Below are 18481 nucleotides of genomic sequence, written 5' to 3' on the forward strand. Positions count from 1 at the left end.
CGGTCTCCTGAGTTCAGCGGGCCGGGATGCGGTCGAGCCAGCGCAGCACGTGGCTGCGGACCTGGTCGGACTCGTCGATGAGCAGGGTGTGCCGGGCACCGGGGAAGATCACGGTCTCGGTCTGCGGCAGCAGCGCCTCGGTCTCCGGAGCCAGCTCGTGAACGGCCGACTCGGCGCCGTAGAGGCACAGCACCGGGCAGCTGATCCCCGAGATGAGCTCGGGCGCGGGCAACCGGCTGGCCGGCAGCTCGGCGGCGAGGCTGGTGTCGTTCAGCAGGGCGGAGGTGTCCCGCAGCTTGCGGGCGAACAGCGGACCGCGACCGGCCGCCGAGAACCCGCCGTTGCGCGCCTGCCCGAGCCGCTTTTTCAACCGGGCGAACCAGGTCGCTGTCGGCGGCGCCGACTCGATCGCGACCAGACCGGCGACCCGGTCCGGGTGGTACGCCGCGTAGGCGAACGCGACCGTGCCGCCGAACGAGTTGCCGAACAACTGCACCGGACCCGTCACGTCCCAGTGGTCCAGGAGCGCGTCGAGATCCGCCACGAAAGTGTCGAGGCCATAGCCGGTGGCCGGGCGTTCACTCCGGCCGTGCCCGCGCAGGTCGTAGAGCAGAACCCGCAGACCGGCCTGCGCCAGCGGATGGGCGAGCGTGAGGAACCAGCTCGCCATGCTGTCGGACGCCATGCCGTGGATCAGGACCACGGTGCCCGTCTGCTCGCCCGCCGGTGACACCTCCTGGACGTGCAGGGAGATCCCGTTGGCGTGGACGTGGCTCACGAGACGGGCACCGGGTCCCGGCGGTCCAGCGACGCCGCGATGTACGCGACCAGCTGACCCACCTTCAGCTCACCGACCGATTCCACATCGAGGCCGGCGACGAACTGAGCGAAGTTGACACTGGTGCCGTACCGGGCCTGCAGGCGCCCGGCGAGCGACACGACGTCGATGCTCTCCAGGCCGAGGTCGTCACGGAACGTGCTGGTCATGGTGACCTCGGCGTCGTCGCCGAAATCTCCCAGCACCGACCGCAGCATGGCGGAGACGTCGGCGAGGATCGCGTTCTGGTCCGAGGGCATGGCGGTGCTCCTTAGTTGGTTGTCCAGGCAACGACATAGCGGCGGGGTGGCAGCTCGGGCGGGTTCTCGACCACAGTGGTCCCGACCCGGAAAGTGCGATCACCGGCAGTGACGGTGCCGGCTTCGATGTCGGTCACGAACCGGCGCGGCGCCCCGTCGAGACCGGTGCCGAGGGCCTTGCCGACGGCCTCCTTGGCCGCCCACATCCGGGCGAACGCCAGCTCCCGGTCGGGGCCCAGCGCGGCGATCTCCGCGTCGGTCAGCGCGTAGCGGATCGTGCTGTCGTCACGGGCGACGATCTCGGTGACGTCGATCCCGACCTCGGAGCCCTTGTCACCGGCGATCGCGACCCCGATCTCGGCCGTGTGCGCGATCGAGACCTCGGACTCCACCAGCCCGCGGCCCGGTCGCAACTCGACGTAGGGGCGCCCGGACGGCTCGTTCCGGACGGTCAGCTCGATCGGGTAGACGTCGGTGTGCCCGGCGTCCCACTGCCGGAACCGCACGGCGTCCTTGGCGGCGATCCGCCCGAGCATCCACTGCTTCTTCCGGGCGCCGGGCATCCGCTCGTACTCGACCGCGGCCTCCCCGCCGAGGATGCCCCGCGCCGCCATCCCCCGCGTGACCAGGTCGGTCCACGCGTCGAAGACGAGCGTCCAGCCCTCCGGCCGGCGCTGCGACATCGGGAACTTCTCGGGGAAACGCTCACAGGCCCGCGCGGTCGGATGACTGTCGAAGCGCCGGTCCGTCGCACCGTCGATCTGCGCCCACACCCGGCCACCGACCGACAGCTGCGTGTCGGCGATCAGTTCCCCGTCGGTGATCTCCCGGACCCGCGCCACACACTCGAACGCGGTCCCGGCCGCGGGCGGCGGCCCGTAGAACTTCACGTGCCGCAGCCCGACCGGCAACGCCACCGTCCGGAACGGCTGCGTGGTGATCAGCCAGTTCCCGATGAGCTGCAAGGCATTGTCGAGCAGCGCGCCCGGCGGAACGGGAGCCGTGACCACACCGCGTACGTGCATGTCGCCGAGGGCGTGCACAGCGGTGACGCCCTGGAACTGCGGCCCGTGGAACATCAGCCGCTCGGCGTACATGGTCTCGGCGCTGGTTGTCGGCGGACGCTCGGTCGCCGGATCGTGCGTCCAGGGCGCCTCGGCCGGCTCGGGATAGTCCGCCGCCAGCTCCACGATCGACTTGGCGTAACCCCCGAAAACCACGGCAACCCGGTTCGGCGCGATCGTCTTGACCGTGATCTCGACCTGCTGCGCCGGCGCCGCGATCAGCCACCGATGGAACTTCGCCTCCAGCACGGCAACAGCCTTGAGCCCGGGCACGGCCTGCTCGGCGGCGTCCATCATGTGCTGCACGACGGTCGTGGCGGGCACGACCGGCCAGCGGTCCTCGACCTGCGGCCAATCGTCCGGCTGCACAAAAAAGCAGTGATCCCGCAGGTAGGGCATGGTCTCCACCGAGACGTCCAGGGTGGTTTTGAAGACCTTTTCCGGTACGGGCCGAGTTGACGTTCCTGGCTCACCGAGCCGGCCAGTCGCCGGAACGGCAGAGGCCCTGCTGCCGGGTCCGTCGCTGCCCGAGCCCGGGAGCGACGCGTGGCCCGAGCCCGGCGCCGCCGGACCCACGCGGCCCGGCACGCCCGGGGCCGTGCGGCTCGGCGCCGCCGGGGCTGTGCGGGTTTGCGCGGCCGGGACGCCGCGCGCCGGCGTGGCCGGGACACCACGCGGCGGTGCGGCCGGTGGCACGCGTGGCGGCGCGGCGGGGGTTGCGCGGTTGGTCGTGGTGGCTGCTGTCATCACGGTGACCGCGTCGTTGGCGGTCTCCTGGAGCAGCGCGGCGAGCTCGGCGGCGGCCTTGGAACTGCCGGCCAGCTTGCCGAGCGCGGACAGCGCAGCCGAATGCGCCTCGGCCGACGCCCCCGCCGAAGCCGCAGGCACAGCCGGCCGTTGCGGCTCCGGACGCGGCGCCACATGGCTCGGAGCCGGAGCCGGCGGTCGCTGCGCGGGCACGACCGTGCGCGGGGTGCTCCCGGCAGGCCGCTGAACCGGTGCAGCCGCACCCTGAGCCGGAACCGCCGGGCGCTGGCCCGGATTCGCCGGCCGCTGGGCCGGAGGTGCCGGCCGCTGGGCCGCAACACCCGCACGCTGAGCCGGTGCCGCCACGCCTTGGGCTGCAACCGCCGGGCCCTGGGCCGCGGTCGCCGTGCGCTGAGCCGGAACCGGCGGGCGCTGGGTCGTGCTTGCCGGGCGCTGGGCCGGAATCGCCGGACGCTGCGTGGGGAGCGCGGAGGTCGGTGCGGGTGACATCGGGCGCTGGGCTGTGGGCGTACCGGAGGGGGCCAGGAGGCGGTCGGCGCCTTCGCCGAGCTTGACCAGCGGGCCGCCCAGGTCGAGCTTGATCGCCGGGCCCTTGCGGGCGGCCGGGCCGGCCACGGTGTTGACCCGGGCCGGGGCCGCGGCCGGTGTGATGGCCGCGAGGTCCGGGGCGCCGCCGTCGACCCACAGGGCCGTGGCGACACGGTGGAGCTGTTCGAGGCCGCTGCGGCGGGACACGTTCACCGGCATGGCGAGGTGTTCGCGGTCGCGGAGGTTGTCGTCGATCAGCGACGCGAGCTGGCCTGCGCCGACCTGGAGGAAGACGCGGATGCCCGAGGCGTACATCGCGTCGACGGTCTGGCGGAAGCGGACGGGTTCGATCATGTGGCGGATGAAGAGGGCGTTGACCTCGTCGGGGTCCGTCGGGAACGGCGCCGAGGTCGTGCCGGACCAGACGGGCACCTCGGTCGGGTGGACCTCCCAGTGGCCGAGGGCGGCACCGATCGCCTGCAGACCTTCGGCGAAGACCGGGGTGTGGAACGCCGACCGGAACGGCAGGAGCTGGCACAGGATCGTTCGCGCTCGCAGGTCCTCGACCAGGCGCTGGACCTGGTCACGAGGGCCGTTGACCACACACTGGTGGGGCGCGTTGTCGTGGGACAGGACCACGCCCGGGTAGTCGACCAGGACCGGTTCGATGCTTTCGACGCCGGCGCTGATCGCCGCGAACGCGTACCCGGAGACTTCCACGCTGTCGGCGTCGAAGATGCCGAGGAAGGCGTCCACGCCCTGCGTGCTCATCTGGCCGGTGACCGCCGCCGCCGTCCACTCACCGATGCTGTGACCGGCCACCGCGTCCGGCTTGATGTTCATGCGGCGCAGGGCGATGTCGAGCTGGCGGCCGACCTCGACGAGTCCGGTGCCGTGCTGTCCGAGGTCCGCGGCCGTCCACTCGCGGTGCGGCAGGCCGAAGTGTGCGGCCACGTCCGCGGTCCGCGGCGCGAACTCGGCCTCGACGCCGGGGAAGACAAAGGCGAGCTTGCCGCCGCCGGCGCCGAGCAGCGGCCGGGGTGTGAACCAGATGTCACGCCCGCCCCGCCAGGCCTCGCCGCGGGCGACCATCTTGCGGGCGATGCCCAGGCGCTGGTCACTCGGGTCGAACAGGCCGAGACGGACCGGGCCGGCCTCGGTGTCCTGCGGCAGGTCACGGACGTCGGGGCGGTCGAGCAGCGCGGCGAGCTCCGGCACCGAACCGGCCGCGAGCCGCAGCACCCGCTCCGGCTCCCGGACCTGGACGGCGCCGACCGGCGCGGCGTGCTGCTCGATGATCACGTGGGCGTTGATGCCGCCGAAGCCGAACGCGTTGACGCCGGCGCGGCGGGGACCCTCGCTCTCCCAGGGCCGGGCGGCGGGGATCGGCTGGAAGCGGGTCGCCGCCATCTCGCTGCGCGGGTTGGTCACGTTCAGGGTCGGCAGCAGCGTCCCGTGGTAGACCGCCAGCGTGGCCTTGATCAGGCCGGCGACACCGGCCGCGGGCATCGCGTGGCCGATCATCGACTTGACCGAGCCGATGACGGGCCTGTCCCCGGTGACGTGCGGGCCGAAGACCTCGGCGACCGTGGTGAGCTCGGCCGCGTCACCGGTCGGTGTCGCCGTGCCGTGGGCCTCGAGCAGGCCGAGGGCGTCCGGGGCGGTCGGGTCGAGCCCGGCCATCTCCCAGGCGCGGCGGATCGCCAGGGTCTGCCCGGAGCTGGCGGGGTTGAACATGCTCGCCGAGCGGCCGTCGCTGGAGGTGCCGCTCCCACGGATGACGGCGTAGACCCGGTCGCCGTCGCGCTCGGCGTCGGCGAGGCGCTTGAGGACGACCATGCCGGTGCCCTCGCCGATGAGCACACCGTCGGCGTCCGCGTCGAACGGGCGGATGGTCCCCTTGCGGCTGAGCGCCTGCAGCTGGCTGAAGACCGACCAGAAGCTGATGTCGTGCACGTGGTGCACACCACCGGCGAGCACCGCGTCGAGGCGGCCGTTGGACAGCTCGGTCATGCCCTGGTCGACGGCGAGCAGCGACGAGGCGCAGGCGGCGTCGATCGTGTACGCCGGCCCGCGCAGGTTCAGACGGTTGGCGACCCGCGAGGCGGCGAGGTTGGGGACCAGGCCGATCGTGCCCTCGGGCTGGTGCTTGCCGAGGCGCTCGTCGAAGCGCGCCCGGACCAGGTCGAGGCGGTCCTCGTCGAGGTCGGGGAACAGCTCACGCAGGATGCCGATGACCTGGCTGGACATGCGGACACGCTGGGCGTACCGGGCGGCGGCCGGGCTGAGGATGCCGCCGCGGCCGAGGATCACGCCGATCCGGTCCGCGTCGGGCATCTTCTCCGGGCCGCCCGCGTCCGCGATGGCCGCGGACGCGACCTCGAGGGCGATGAGCTGGTCCGGTTCGATGTCGCCGACGGAGTTCGGCATGATGCCGAACTTCAGCGGCTCGAAGGTGGCGTCGTCGAGGAACCCGCCGCGCCGGGTGTAGAGCCGGTCGGGCCGGTGCGCGTTGTCCGGGTCGTAGAAGAGGGCGTCGAAACGGTCCTCGGGGACGTCGCTGATGTTGTCCTGGCCGGCGACGAGGTTGCGCCAGTACTCGTCGAGGTTGCCGGCGCCCGGGAAGAGCGCCGCCATCCCGACGATCGCGATCTGCTCCATCGGCCCTACCAGCCCGACGCGGTCAGGACGACCGAGGTCGTCGCGGCGTCACCCCAGGCCAGCTCGCGGAGCAGGCTCAGCGCGCCCTCCTCGGGGTCGATCAGGCCGATGCCGCGGCGGGCGTACTCGGCGGTGAGCTCCGGTGTGACCATGCCGCCGTGCGCGCCGACCGGTGCCCACGGTCCCCAGTGCACGGTCAGCGCACGGTGTCCCGTCGTCGCGGACCACCGGGCGCCCATCGCGTCGAGCGCGTCGTTGGCCGCGGCGTAGTCGCTCTGGCCGCGGTTGCCGTACGCCGCCGCGATGCTGCCGAACATGACCACGAAGCGGGGCTCGGCACCGCAGGCGTCGAGCGCGTCCAGCACCGACCGGGCGCCGTCGACCTTGGTGCGGAAGACCCGGTCGAACGAGGCCGGGTCCTTGTCGGCGACCAGCTTGTCCTCGATGATCCCGGCCGCGTAGACCAGCCCGTCGAGGCGGCCGTACTCGTCGTGGATCTGCTTGATGAGCCGGTGGGTGGCCTCGTCGTCGCGGACGTCGAGCGAGTGGTAGCGCACCTCGGCGCCCAGCTCGCCCAGCTCCGCGACCGTGGCGTTGACCTCGCGGGCGGCCAGGATCGCCGAGGCGGTCCGGTCGATCTCGGCCGGTGAGCGCATCCCCCGCCGGGCCAGCGCCGACCGCAGCGCGGCCTTGTCCGGCGCGGCGGCCAGCTCGGGGTCCTCGTCGGTCTGCGGCAGCGGGGTACGCCCGACCAGCTCGACACGGCACCGGGCGGTCGCCGCCACCGTCCGCGCGAACCACGGCGTGATCCCGCGGGCGCCACCGATCAGGACCACGACCGAGTCCTGGTCGAGGCCGATCGCCTGCGCCTCGGCCGCGCCTTCACCGGCGGGTCCGGCGCCGCCGTCGGCGAGCATGCCGAGGCCCACCGGGGTCAGCTCTCCGACCAGCCGCTCGCCACCGCGGTGCAGCACCACCGGTGCGGTGGTCGAGTCGGTGAGCTCGGCCAGCACGGCACCGGCGTCGGGCACCTCGACGTAGCGGGCGATGGTCTCCGGGTATTCGCGGGCGATCGTGCGGAACAGCCCGGTCATCCCGTCCGTCTGCGGGCTGCCGCCCTCGGGACCGGCGGCCACCAGCCAGCGCGGGGCACCGGTCAGGGCGTTCTTGAGGAAGCCGAACGCGTCCGGCAGCAGGTTGCCGGCGCCCTCGGTCAGGCCGTCGAGCAGCACGATGCCGTCGAAGCCCGCCGGGTCGGTGGCGGTCGAACCGGTCACGCCGGTCGCACCCGCGTCGGCCAGGAGCGCGGCCAGTGCGGCCGTCTCGGCGTCACCACCGGTGATCAAGAACCGGGCGCCCGTCAGCTCGGTGTCACCGGTAGCGGCGACGGCGTCGAGCCGGGACACGAGGCGCTGCGGGGCGATGCCCAGCGGGGGCGGTGCCTCGCTTTCCGCGGCCCTGACCTCTAACGCCGCGACGGTCTCCGCCGGCGCGTTGATCTTCAGGTCGAGCCAGGACACCATCGCGCGGACCGTGCGGGCCTTGACCAGCTCTTCCAGCTCGGACTCGTCACCCTCGACCGACAGACCCAGCCGGTTGGCCACCTCACCGGCAACCTCGGCACGCTTGATCGAGTCGACGCTCAGGTCCGCCTCGAGGTCGAGGTCGAGCTCGATCAGCTCCTCGGGATATCCGGTGCGCTCGCTGATCACGGTGAGGACGGCACCCTGCACGTCCATCACGATCGCGGCGGGCTGAGCAGCAACGGCGACAACGGGGGCAACCGGGGTCACTGTCACGTTGATGCGAAGGTCGAGCCAGGACACCATCGCGCGGACAGTGCGAGCCTTGACCAGCTCTTCCAGCTCGGACTCGTCACCCTCGACCGACAGACCCAGCCGGTTGGCCACCTCACCGGCAACCTCGGCACGCTTGATCGAGTCGACGCTCAGATCCGCTTCCAGGTCGAGGTCGAGCTCGATCAGCTCCTCGGGGTAACCCGTCCGCTCGCTGATCACCGAGAGCACCGCGCCCTGCACGTCGAGGCCGGTCAGCACCGCCTCGGTCTCGGCCACGGTCGGGTAGTGGACCGCCGCCACCTGCATGGACACGGGTGCGGGTGCGGGAGACACGGGCGCCACCTGGGTGACCGGCGTTGCCGGCGTCGCGGCGACCGCGGTCACCTCGGCGGGCTGCCAGACCATGCGGCCGGCGGCGGGAGCGTCACCGAGGTAGGCCAGCAGCACGTCGCGCTGGGTCGCGATCAGGTCCCGGCTCGTCCGCAGGAACTCGCTCACCAGGTCGCTGCGGCTGTCGCGGGCACTCTCGGGCCCCTGCACTGCGGTCATCGTGAACTCCTCGATCTCGATGCGCCGGGCCGGGGTCATCCCGCCGGGCAGGCAGTCCCCGTTCCGGTCACGCACGACCTGGCCGTCGACGGTCCAGGTGGGACGGTTGCCGGTGCCGGGCGACACCGGGCCGGTGACGTCGCGGCCGGCGAAGAGCCAGCCGGTCTGCACGGGGACACCCGCACAGGCCAGCTCGGCGGCTGCGGTGAGCAGGGCGCGCAGGCCCTGTCCGGGGCGGCCGTCGACGGTGACGACCAGGTGGTCACGGTCGCCGAGCACCGCGCCGACGAGGTTCGCCAGCACCTGGCCGGGTCCCGCCTCGACGAAGGTGCGGGCGCCGGCGGCGTACATGGCCTCGATCTGCTCGACGAAGCGGACCGGTGCACCGATCTGGGCGGCGAGCCCGGCCCGGACACCGTCCGCGTCGCCGGGATAGGGCTCGGCGGTGGTGTTCGACCAGACCGGGACGTCGGGTGTGCCGATCGGCCGGTCCGCGAGCACGCCGGCGAAGGTCGCCGAGCCACCGGCGACCACCGGGCTGTGGAAGGCTGCGGCGACCGGGATGCCCCGGGCGCGCAGGCCGGCCTCCTTGAGCGCCGGGATCGCGCGGCCGATCGCCGCGGTCGGACCGGAGATGACAACCTGGGTGGGTGCGTTGTGGTTGGCCAGCACCACTTCGCCGTCGAGCCCGGCGGCAGTCAGCGCGGCCCGGATCTCCTCCGCGGTGCCGCTGACTGCGGCCATCGTGCCCGGGTCGTCACCGGCGGCGGCCAGGATCGCGGCGGCCCGCTCGCGGCTCAGGTCGAGCAGCGTGGCCGGGTCGAACGCTCCCGTGGTGCAGAGCGCGACCAGCTCGCCGTAGCTGTGACCACCGGCCATGTCGGGACGGACACCGAGCCGCCGCAGCACGTGGTCGACGGCGAGCCCGCCGATGCCGAGCACGGGCTGAGCGACGCGGGTGTCACGAATCCGGTCCTGCTGGGCCTGCTCGGTCGCGTCGTCGAACGCGGTCGGCGGGAACAGCAGGTCGGCCCAGTCACGGCCGAGCTCGAGATATTCGTGCAGCTCGGGGAACGCGACGAACAGGTCGGCCAGCGCACCGGGTTTCTGACTGCCCTGCCCCGGGAACAGGAAGGCGACCTCTCCCGGGCCGGCGGCAGCCGGCGGCTGGATCAGCCCCTTGCGCGGGTCGTGCTCGCCGTCGAGCGCCCGGCGCAGCAGGGTGTCCAGGTCGTCGATGTCGGTGGCAACAACCGCGATGCGGACCGGTCCGGTACGCGGGTCGGACTCCTTCGCGGTCGTCGCGGCGAGCTCCCGCAGACGACCACCGGCGGGCAGCTTGTCGAGGAGCTTCCGCACCCCGCGCCGCGCGTTCTCGACCGTCGCACCGCGAAATGTGAACAACTCGACGGGCCACTGCTGCTGCGAGTGCCGCGGGTCGGCCGTGGGGGCGTGCGCGCCGAGCACCACGTGGAAGTTGGTGCCGCCGAAACCGAAGGCGCTCACCCCGGCGACGCGTTCCTCCGCGGGCGCGGCCCAGGGCCGGGTCTCGGTGTGGAACGCGAACGGGCTGGTCTCCGGGTTCCACGCGGGGTTGGGCCGGGTCAGGCCGATCGTCGGCGGCTTGACACCCGTGTGCAGCGCCAGCGCGGCCTTGATGACACCGGCCATGCCCGCGGCGCACTTGGTGTGGCCGATCTGCGACTTGACCGAGCCGAGCACCGCGCCGCCCGGGCGTGCCCCGGACTCGGTGAAGAGCCGGGTCAGGGTCTCGAGCTCGGTGCGGTCGCCGACCACCGTGCCGGTGCCGTGCGCCTCGACCAGGCCGACCTGGCTCGGGGTGACACCCGCTCCGGCGTACGCGCGGTCCAGAGCCCGGCGCTGTCCCTCGGCGCGAGGGGCGGTCAGACCGAGGGCACGTCCGTCGCTGGCCCCGCCCAGGCCCTTGATCACGGCGTAGACGCGGTCGCCGTCACGCTCGGCGTCGGAGAGTCGCTTGAGGACAACGGCGGCGACACCCTCACCGAGGGCGATGCCGTCACCGGTGCTGTCGAAGGTGCGGCAGCGGCCGGTCGGCGAGAGCGCGTGCGCCGAGGTGAACATCAGGTAGTCGTTGATGCCGTTGTGCAGGTCGGCGCCACCGCAGATCATCAGGTCGCTGTCGCCGGCCAGCAGCTCCTTGCAGGCGGAGTCCATGGCGGCCAGCGAGGACGCGCAGGCGGCGTCGACCGTGTAGTTGGGGCCACCGAGGTCGAGACGGTTGGCGACCCGGCCGGCGATGACGTTGGCGAGCACACCCGGGAAGGTGTCCTCGGTGACCGTCGGCAGCAGGTCTTCCATCTGCGCGGGCACGTCGCCGAGGTAACCGGGCAGCAGCGTCCGCAGCGTCTGCGTCTGGCTCATGTCGCTGCCGGCTTCGGCGCCGAAGACCACACCCGTCTTCGAGTGGTCGGCACCGGAGTCGTACGCGTACCCCGCGTCGACGAGCGCCCGGTGCGAGATCTCCAGCGCGAGCAGCTGGGTCGGGTCGATGCTGGCCAGGGCGGCCGGTGGGATGCCGTACTTGATCGCGTCGAACGGGACCGGGTCGATGAAGCCGCCCCACTTGGAGACGGTGATCCGGCCGGCCTGCCCGGGCCCGACCTCGGGCGCGTAGTAGGTTTCCACGTCCCAGCGGTCGGCAGGCACGTCACCCACGGCGTTCGCGCTGCTGACCACGGTCTCCCAGAAGCTGGCCAGGTCGGGCGAGCCGGGGAAGACGCAGGCCATGCCGACGATCGCGATGTCCAGCGGGTCGGCGGTCACCGGCTCCAGCACCGGGTCGAGGCCGAGGTCGGCACGCAGCTCGGTGACCCGGTCGGCGTGCCCGGCGGCGGCCACGGTCGTCACCTGGTCGTGCAGCGCGGCGACCGTGGTGGCGGCCTCGCGCAGCACCGCCACCTGACCGGCCATGAAGAGGCCCTCGGCCGCCTGGGTGTCGTCGTCCACGGTGACCAGCTGGTCGCCGTCGCGGGTCAGGCCCTTGCTGGCGATCCGCAGCCGGCCCACGTTGAGCATCTCCAGCTGCTCCCAGACCACGCGGTTTTCCACACCGGCGGTCTCGAGCTGGTCGCGGAGGCTGTGGAAGTCGTCGACAAAGCCGGACTGCAGGCAGCGTGTGGCGTGACCGGGAGCGGTCTCCAGCAGCGCGGTGGCCGTCGCGTCGATGGCCTGCTGCTGGAAGAGCGGCTGGATCGCGCCGTGGGTCACCGCCTCCTCGGTGAAGAGGTAGGCCGTGCCCATCAGCACACCGACCCGGACGCCACGGCGGGTCAGCGGACCGGCCATCGCGGCGACCATCGCGGCGGACCGCTCGTCGTGGATGCCACCCGCGAAGAAGATCTGCAGCTCCGCGGCCACGTCGTCGCCGCGCCCGGTCAGGAACTCCGTGAGCACCCCGAGCTGTGCCTCCCAGAGCGGGAAGCTCGCGCGCGGGCCGACGTGGCCGCCGCACTCGGCGCCCTCGAAGATTAACTTGCGCGACCCCGCCTGCAGGAACTGCCGCAGCAGCCCGGGCGACGGCACGTGCAGGAACGAGCTGATCCCGTCGGCCTCGAGACCCTTGGCCTGGGCCGGACGCCCGCCGGCGATGATCGCCACAGCGGGCTTGATCTCACGGATCACGTCGATCTGGGCGTTGCGCAGCTGCTCGGGCGCAAAACCGAGCACCCCGACACCCCACGGCCGGTCGCCGAGCGCGGCGGCCGTCTCGGTCAGCATCCGCCGCGACTGCTCGGCGTTGGCCAGGGCCAGCGCGATGAACGGCAGACCGCCGCCGTCGGCGACCGAGGCGGCAAAACCCGCGACATCGCTCACCCTGGTCATCGGTCCCTGCGCCACAGGCAGGCGTACGCCCAGAGCCTGCGCCAGCGGTGATCCGGGGCTGAGCGCCTCACCCGCGTCGGCGTGCCCGAGCGCGTCGACGACGGCGTCACGGACACCGCGCACGGCAGCACCCGTGTCGGCGTACCGGCCGGCGAAGTCGGCGGCGAGCCAGCCGTCCTGACCGATCGGCAGCGGCTCACCGGCGTTCACGAAGACCCGGTGGCCGTCCTGGAGCACCGGCTCGGTGCCGTCCATGCGGCGGACGACCGCGGTGACCTGGTCGGCGACCGCGGACTCGGGCAGCAGGAGCAGCTGGGTGTCCAGAAGGACGCCGGCCGCACCGCCGACCACGCAGGCGGCCGCGGTGTGCGGACCGATGCCACCGGCCACCCAGACCGGCAGGCCGATGCCGGCCAGCTGCTGGAGCAGCACGAAGGAGCTCAGCGCGCTGACCCGTCCGCCGGACTCCATGCCGCGGCCGATCACACCGTGGGCGCCGGCGTCCGCGGCGGCCTGCGCCTCGGCGAGATCGGTGACCTCGACGAGCACGCGATAACGCTCGGCCAGGGCGGTGACGTCCCAGCCGGCGTCGGCAGTCAGCACCACCAGGTCCACGGTGGAGCCACCGAGGCGGTCCAGATCGGACGGTGTGGCGGCGCAGGCGGCTGTGACGCGGACACCGAAGCCCTCGCTCGCACGCCGGGCCGTTCGCGCCAGCACCCGCAGGCTCCAGGCGTCGCCGGAACCGAGGTCCAGCACCCCCGTCCCGCCGGCTTGGACAGCGGCGGTGACCTGGTGCGGACTCGCTTCCAGACCGGTACCACCGCTGACGGCGAGCACCAGGGAACGCATTTGCCGGACAGTCTTCATCGGACTCCCGTTCGGGACAGGGCACGGGGCGGAAGTAAACATGTCAATACGTGAATCTGGTTCGGAGCAGAAGTTAGCGGGAGCTAGTTACGACGGCGTTACACCATGTCGATGGAAAAAGTGCAGATTCTTTCGTGCTCGGTGCACTTTTCCGAATCTCCTGCATCTGGCCCCGCTGACGAAAAACTCACGATTCCACAAGTTGTCAAACTCGGCCGCCGCGCGAGGCCGGTGTGACGGGCACTCCCCTGGCAGGATGGCCGGGTGACAGACCAGAGCGAGACCGATCCGCCCCGGGGCAGGCGGGCACGTGCGGCCGCGGCGCCGGGCCGGGCCGCTCCGGCGACCTCCCGCGTCCGCATGTCGGCCGCCCAGCGCCGTGAGCAGCTGATCGCCACCGGGCGGCAGCTCTTCGCCGAGCGTGGTTACGAGGCTGCCTCGGTGGAGGAGGTCGCCTCGCGCGCCAAGGTCTCCAAGCCGGTGGTCTACGAGCACTTCGGCGGCAAGGAAGGCCTCTACGCCGTCGTGGTCGACCGTGAGGTCCGGTCCCTGCTGGACCGCATCGCCGCGGCTCTGACCGCGGGGCATCCCCGTGACCTGCTGGAGCAGGCGGCGCTGGCTCTGCTCGACTACATCGAGGAGGAACCGCACGGTTTCCAGGTGCTGGTCCGCGAGTCGCCGGTGCTCTCACCGGCCGGCAACTTCTCCAGTGTGATGAACGACGTGGCGCACCAGGTCGAGCACATCCTCGGCGCGGAGTTCAAGTCGCGCGGCATCGACCCGAAGTTCGCGGAGCTCTACTCCCAGGCGCTGGTGGGCATGGTGGCGCTGGTCGGCCAGTGGTGGCGCGAGGCCCGCAAGCCCAAGAAGGAAATGGTCGCGGCGCACCTGGTCAACCTGGCCTGGAACGGCCTGTCCCACCTGGAGCCGAAACCCACGCTGATCACCCGCCCCCGCTGACCGTCCGGTGCGGCAAGCGGGGAGGCGGGTGGCCGGTCCGGCCGTCAGCCGTGCAGGAGCCCGGCCTCGCGCTCGTGCCGGCTCTCCTCGTCCGAGCCGACCTTGCCGTAGAGGCCGCCGACGAGGACGAAGAGCCCGAGCACCGTGAGCACGATGATGTTGACCATCGACACGTTCAGCACGTTGGCGTCGGTCTGGATCATCGCCATCAGTGTCATGGCGACACCCAGGATGCCCCAGCCGAGCACCAGGTTGACGCGGTGGTGCAGGTTGCCGCCGACCAGTGCCGCCGCCAGGACGACGAGCCCGAGCACGGTGGACAGCCAGGCCGCCGCGGGGTTGGTCCGCAGCCCCAGCACCCAGTCGGAACCACGGTGGAAGAACGGGTCGCCCCACGTGAAGGCGATGCCGAGGATGCCGAACAGTGTGAGGTACAGCCCCGAGGCGGCGGTGAGCCAGCGGTAGGGCTGCCGGAGGTGATGGTTCAGGGGGTAGTGCGCCATCAGGCAGATTGTGCCTGGCGTTCGCGCGCCTGTCGCGGCGCACCGGCCTCGGACTCCGGCGCGACCTTGCTGTAGAGCCCGGCGGTGATGAGGAACAGCCCGGCCAGATAGGTCACGACCACGGTCGAGATGCTGAAGTTGAAGAAGTTGGCGTCCGTCCGGATCACGGCCAGGCCGTAACTGCCGACCACCAGCAGACCCCAGCCGAAGTACTTGTCGACCTCGGTGTCGGAGTTGCGGCCGATGGCGGTGGCGATCACCACGATCACGCCGATCAGCGCGGCGACGAGCGACCAGAAGAGGTTGGTGCGCTGACCCAGCACCCGGTCGTCACCGTTGCCGAAGAGCCCGTTGTCGGCGGTCTGGATCATGCCCAGGATCCCGAAGAGCACAAGGTAGACGCCGGTCAGCGCGCTCAGGGCGCGGTAGAGCGGCCGCAGCGGGTGATTGACCGGATTGTGCGCCATGGTTTCCGTCTCCAACGTCGGTTTGTGTCGTCCGATTCTCGCGCATCCCCGGAGCCCGCGCAGGAGCACCCCCGGATCAGGCCTCCGGGAGCCGCTCGGCCAGCTCCAGCCAGGCCTCTTCGACCTGGCCACGCTCCTCCTGGACCGCCTTGAGCTGAGCGTCCAGCTCGAGGATCTTGTCGTAGTCGCTCCCGTGCACGGCGAGGCTCTCGTTGATCTTGAGAATGCGCTCGTCGAGCTTGGCGACCTGACGTTCCAGGCGGGAGAGATCCTTGCGGGCCACCCGCAGCTCGGCCGCGGACATGCCGTCGGCCGTGGGCGCGGCCGGGGCCTTGCCGCCGGCCGTGTGCGCCGACGGCGGCGCCGCCGGATTGCCGACGCGCGACAGGTACTCGTCGATGCCGCCGGGCAGGTGCACCAGCCGGCCGTCGCCGAACATGCCGTACGCCGTGTCGGTCACCCGCTCGACCAGGTAACGGTCGTGACTGGCGACGACCATCGTGCCCGGCCAGGAGTCGAGCAGGTCCTCGAGCGAGGCGAGCGTGTCGGTGTCGAGGTCGTTCGTCGGCTCGTCGAGCAGCAGGACGTTCGGCTCGGTGGCGAGCAGGCGCAGCAGCTGGAGCCGCCGGCGCTCACCACCGGACAGGTCGCTGACCGGCGTCCAGATGCGCTTGTCGGTGAACCCGAACACCTCGGCGAGCTGACCGGCCGAGAGCTCCCGGTCACCCAGCTTGACGCGCCGGGCGACGTCCTCGACCGCCTCCAGCAGCCGCATGTGCCCCGGCAGCTCCTTGAGCTCCTGGGACAGGAACGCGGCGCGCACGGTCGAGCCGGTGACCAGCCGCCCGCCGTCCGGCCGGGTGACCCCGGCCAGCATCCGCAGCAGCGTGGTCTTGCCGGCGCCGTTGGCACCCAGGATGGCGATCCGGTCACCGGGACCGACCTGGAACGTCAGGTTCGCGAAGATCGGCTTCGGGCCGGCGTGCAGGGTGACGTCCTCGAGGTCGTAGACCTGCTTGCCCAGCCGCGTGGTCGCCAGCCGCTGCAGGCTGACCTGGTCACGCACCGGCGGCTCGTCGGCGATGAGGGCGTTCGCGGCGTCGATGCGGAACTGCGGCTTCGACGTCCGGGCCGGCGGGCCCCGGCGCAGCCAGGCGATCTCCTTGCGGAGCAGGTTCTGCCGGCGCGACTCGACCGCGGCGGCCACCCGCAGCCGCTCGGCCCGGGAGAGCGTCCAGGCCGCATAACCGCCCTCGTACGCGTACACCTGCTCGTCCACGACCTCCCAGGTCGCGGTGCAGACGGCGTCGAGGAACCAGCGGTCGTGCGTGACGACCACCAGTGCACCCCGGCGGCCCAGCAGGTAGCGGGCCAGCCAGTCGACACCGGCGACGTCGAGATGGTTGGTGGGCTCGTCGAGGATCAGCAGGTCGGACTCGCGCACCAGCAGCGCGGCGAGGGCGACCCGGCGGCGCTCGCCACCGGACATCGGCCCGACGGGCGTCTCCAGCCCGAGGTGGCCCATGCCGAGACCGTCGAGGATGGTGCGCACACCGGCGTCACCGGCCCACTCGTGCTCGGCGCCCATGCCCTCGCTGAGCCAGGCGGTGCCCAGCACAACATCACGCACGGTCGCCTCGGGGGCGAGGGTCAGGGTCTGCGGCAGTGCGGCGACACGCAGATCACGGCGGTGCGTCACCCGGCCCGAGTCAGGTTCCTCGAGCTTGGCGAGCATCCGCAGAAGAGTGGATTTTCCGGCCCCGTTGAGGCCGACGATGCCGACGCGTGCGTCGTCGTCGAGCCCGAGGGACACGTCGGTGAGAAGCTGACCGGCGGCTCCGTAGCCCTTGTTCACCCGGTCCAGATTGATGATGTTGGCCACGATGCTTCCTAGGTTACCCGGGCGCCCGGCATCGGCCCACGGGCGGTGACCACCGACCGGCACACCCCGGCCTCGGTCAGCTCCGCGGCGACCTGCTCGGCGTGCGCACCGTCGGCCGCCAGGAAGACACAGGTGGGGCCGGAGCCGGAGACGATCCCGGCGACGGCACCCGCGTCGTACCCGGCCTTGAGCACGTCCGCCAGCGCCGGACGCAGTGACAACGCGGCCGGCTGGAGGTCGTTGGCCAGCGTCGCACCGAGCACCTCGGGCTTGCGCTGCCGCAGGGCGGTCATCAGCTCGTCGGCGTTCTCCAGCGCGGCCGGCGGCCACGGGCCCTCGCGCAGCCGGTCCAGCTCCCGGTAGACCTCGGGGGTGGAGAGCCCGCCGTCGGCGATCGCCAGCACCCAGTGCCAGGTGGTCGGCCGGGCCAGGATCGGGCTGACCGACTCCCCGTGCCCGGTGCCCAGCGCGGTGCCCCCGTGCAGCAGGAACGGCACGTCCGAACCCAGCTCGGCGCCGATCTCGGCCAGTTCCTCCCGCGAGAAGCCCGTACCCCAGAGCAGGTCGCAGGCCAGCAGCGTGGCGGCGGCGTCGGCGCTGCCACCGGCCAGCCCACCCGCCAGCGGGATCGACTTGCGCAGGTGCAGCCGGGCGTGCGCGGGCACCCGCCCCCTGGCGGCCAGCGCCCGGGCCGCCCGGATGATCAGGTTGCTGTCGTCGAGGGCCAGCTCACCGGCGCCCTCACCCTCCATCGTCAGCGTGAGGGTGTCCCCCCGCCGCGCGGTCAGCTCATCGAAGAGGCTGATGGCGTGATAGACGGTGTTCAGCTCGTGATAGCCGTCCTCCCGCAGCGGCCCGACCCCGAGATGCAGATTGATCTTCGAGGGCACCCGCACCTTGACCGGCCCGGCAAACCGCCGCGGCTTGTCGTCGTCCGGCCCCCACGCCTCCGTCACGGAGTGATCTCCGAGATCGGCAGCCGAATATCGAACGGCGCGCTCAACACCAGCTCCGTGTCCGAGTCCGCAACCGGCTCGTACTGGTTGCCGACGAGGTCATAGGCAAAAACATGGATCGGATCCTGCTCGATACGCCAGTAGTGCGGAATCCTGGCCGCTGCGTACTCCGCCGGCTTCTCCAGCCCGTCACGGCGCCTCGTGCCCGGCGACACCACCTCGACAGCGACAACCACCTGTGAGGGAAGAACGAAGTGATTTGTCAGCGTGACCGGTTGGCGGATCAGCAGCACATCGGGCTCGAGACTGTCACGCAGGCCCATCGCGACGCCGACCGCTGTCACGGACTCGAAGGTGTCCGGGGCGTGCTGGCGCAGCCAGAACCACAGCAGATTGCCGATGTTCTGGTGGCCGATGGTCGGCGAGGGGACCACGATCATGACTCCGTCACGAAGTTCGACGCGGGGAGCGTCGTCGGGCAGGTGGAGGACGTCCTCAACGGTGTGGTCGGCCAAGCGCTGCCTGATGGGGTC

At 71.9% G+C, this 18481-nt stretch carries 10 protein-coding genes; 1 reads left to right on the forward strand and 9 read right to left on the reverse strand.

All coding sequences use genetic code 11. From position 1 onward, the window contains the following. Positions 1-13 precede the first annotated feature (13 nt). Genes AFR_RS39940 through AFR_RS39955 form a run of 4 tightly spaced genes read right to left on the reverse strand, consistent with a single transcriptional unit; the run spans position 14 to position 13162 of the window. Positions 14-778, reverse strand: a complete 765-nt coding sequence (locus AFR_RS39940; protein ID WP_023562537.1) for an alpha/beta fold hydrolase — start codon at positions 776-778, stop codon at positions 14-16. Further along, complete coding sequence (locus AFR_RS39945) at positions 775-1077, reverse strand: acyl carrier protein (RefSeq protein ID WP_023562538.1); 303 nt, start codon at positions 1075-1077, stop codon at positions 775-777. Before AFR_RS39945 ends, AFR_RS39940 begins: the two co-directional genes overlap by 4 nt. 11 nt (positions 1078-1088) lie before the next feature. Further along, entirely contained in the window at positions 1089-6098 is a 5010-nt protein-coding gene (locus AFR_RS44395; protein WP_023562539.1) for a type I polyketide synthase, read from the reverse strand. A gap of 5 nt (positions 6099-6103) precedes the next feature. Beyond that, positions 6104-13162, reverse strand: a complete 7059-nt coding sequence (locus AFR_RS39955; RefSeq protein ID WP_023562540.1) for a type I polyketide synthase — start codon at positions 13160-13162, stop codon at positions 6104-6106. A gap of 378 nt (positions 13163-13540) precedes the next feature. On the opposite strand from AFR_RS39955, the gene AFR_RS39960 reads away from it, so the two are divergent. Next, positions 13541-14140: a TetR/AcrR family transcriptional regulator gene (locus AFR_RS39960; protein ID WP_041841494.1), complete on the forward strand. Its 600-nt coding sequence runs from the start codon at positions 13541-13543 to the stop codon at positions 14138-14140. A 44-nt stretch (positions 14141-14184) separates the two neighbouring features. Here the strand turns inward: AFR_RS39960 and AFR_RS39965 are convergent, their stop codons facing one another. From AFR_RS39965 to AFR_RS39985, 5 genes are all read right to left on the reverse strand, one after another. After that, on the reverse strand, positions 14185-14643 hold the full coding sequence (locus AFR_RS39965; protein WP_023562542.1) for a DUF4383 domain-containing protein: 459 nt from the start codon (positions 14641-14643) through the stop codon (positions 14185-14187). Continuing rightward, positions 14643-15110, reverse strand: coding sequence for a DUF4383 domain-containing protein (locus AFR_RS39970; protein ID WP_023562543.1), 468 nt, complete (start codon positions 15108-15110; stop codon positions 14643-14645). The genes AFR_RS39965 and AFR_RS39970 overlap by 1 nt, the downstream gene beginning before the upstream one ends. Positions 15111-15186: 76 nt before the next feature. Next, positions 15187-16992, reverse strand: coding sequence for an ABC-F family ATP-binding cassette domain-containing protein (locus AFR_RS39975; protein ID WP_023562544.1), 1806 nt, complete (start codon positions 16990-16992; stop codon positions 15187-15189). An 8-nt stretch (positions 16993-17000) separates the two neighbouring features. Continuing rightward, positions 17001-17948 carry a 4-(cytidine 5'-diphospho)-2-C-methyl-D-erythritol kinase gene (locus AFR_RS39980; protein WP_023562545.1) on the reverse strand — a complete coding sequence of 316 codons (948 nt, stop codon included), beginning with the start codon at positions 17946-17948 and terminating at the stop codon, positions 17001-17003. Next, entirely contained in the window at positions 17945-18463 is a 519-nt protein-coding gene (locus tag AFR_RS39985; RefSeq protein ID WP_238547194.1) for a Uma2 family endonuclease, read from the reverse strand. Before AFR_RS39985 ends, AFR_RS39980 begins: the two co-directional genes overlap by 4 nt. Positions 18464-18481 lie beyond the last annotated feature (18 nt).

Source organism: Amorphoplanes friuliensis DSM 7358 (assembly GCF_000494755.1).
Taxonomy (GTDB): domain Bacteria; phylum Actinomycetota; class Actinomycetes; order Mycobacteriales; family Micromonosporaceae; genus Actinoplanes; species Actinoplanes friuliensis.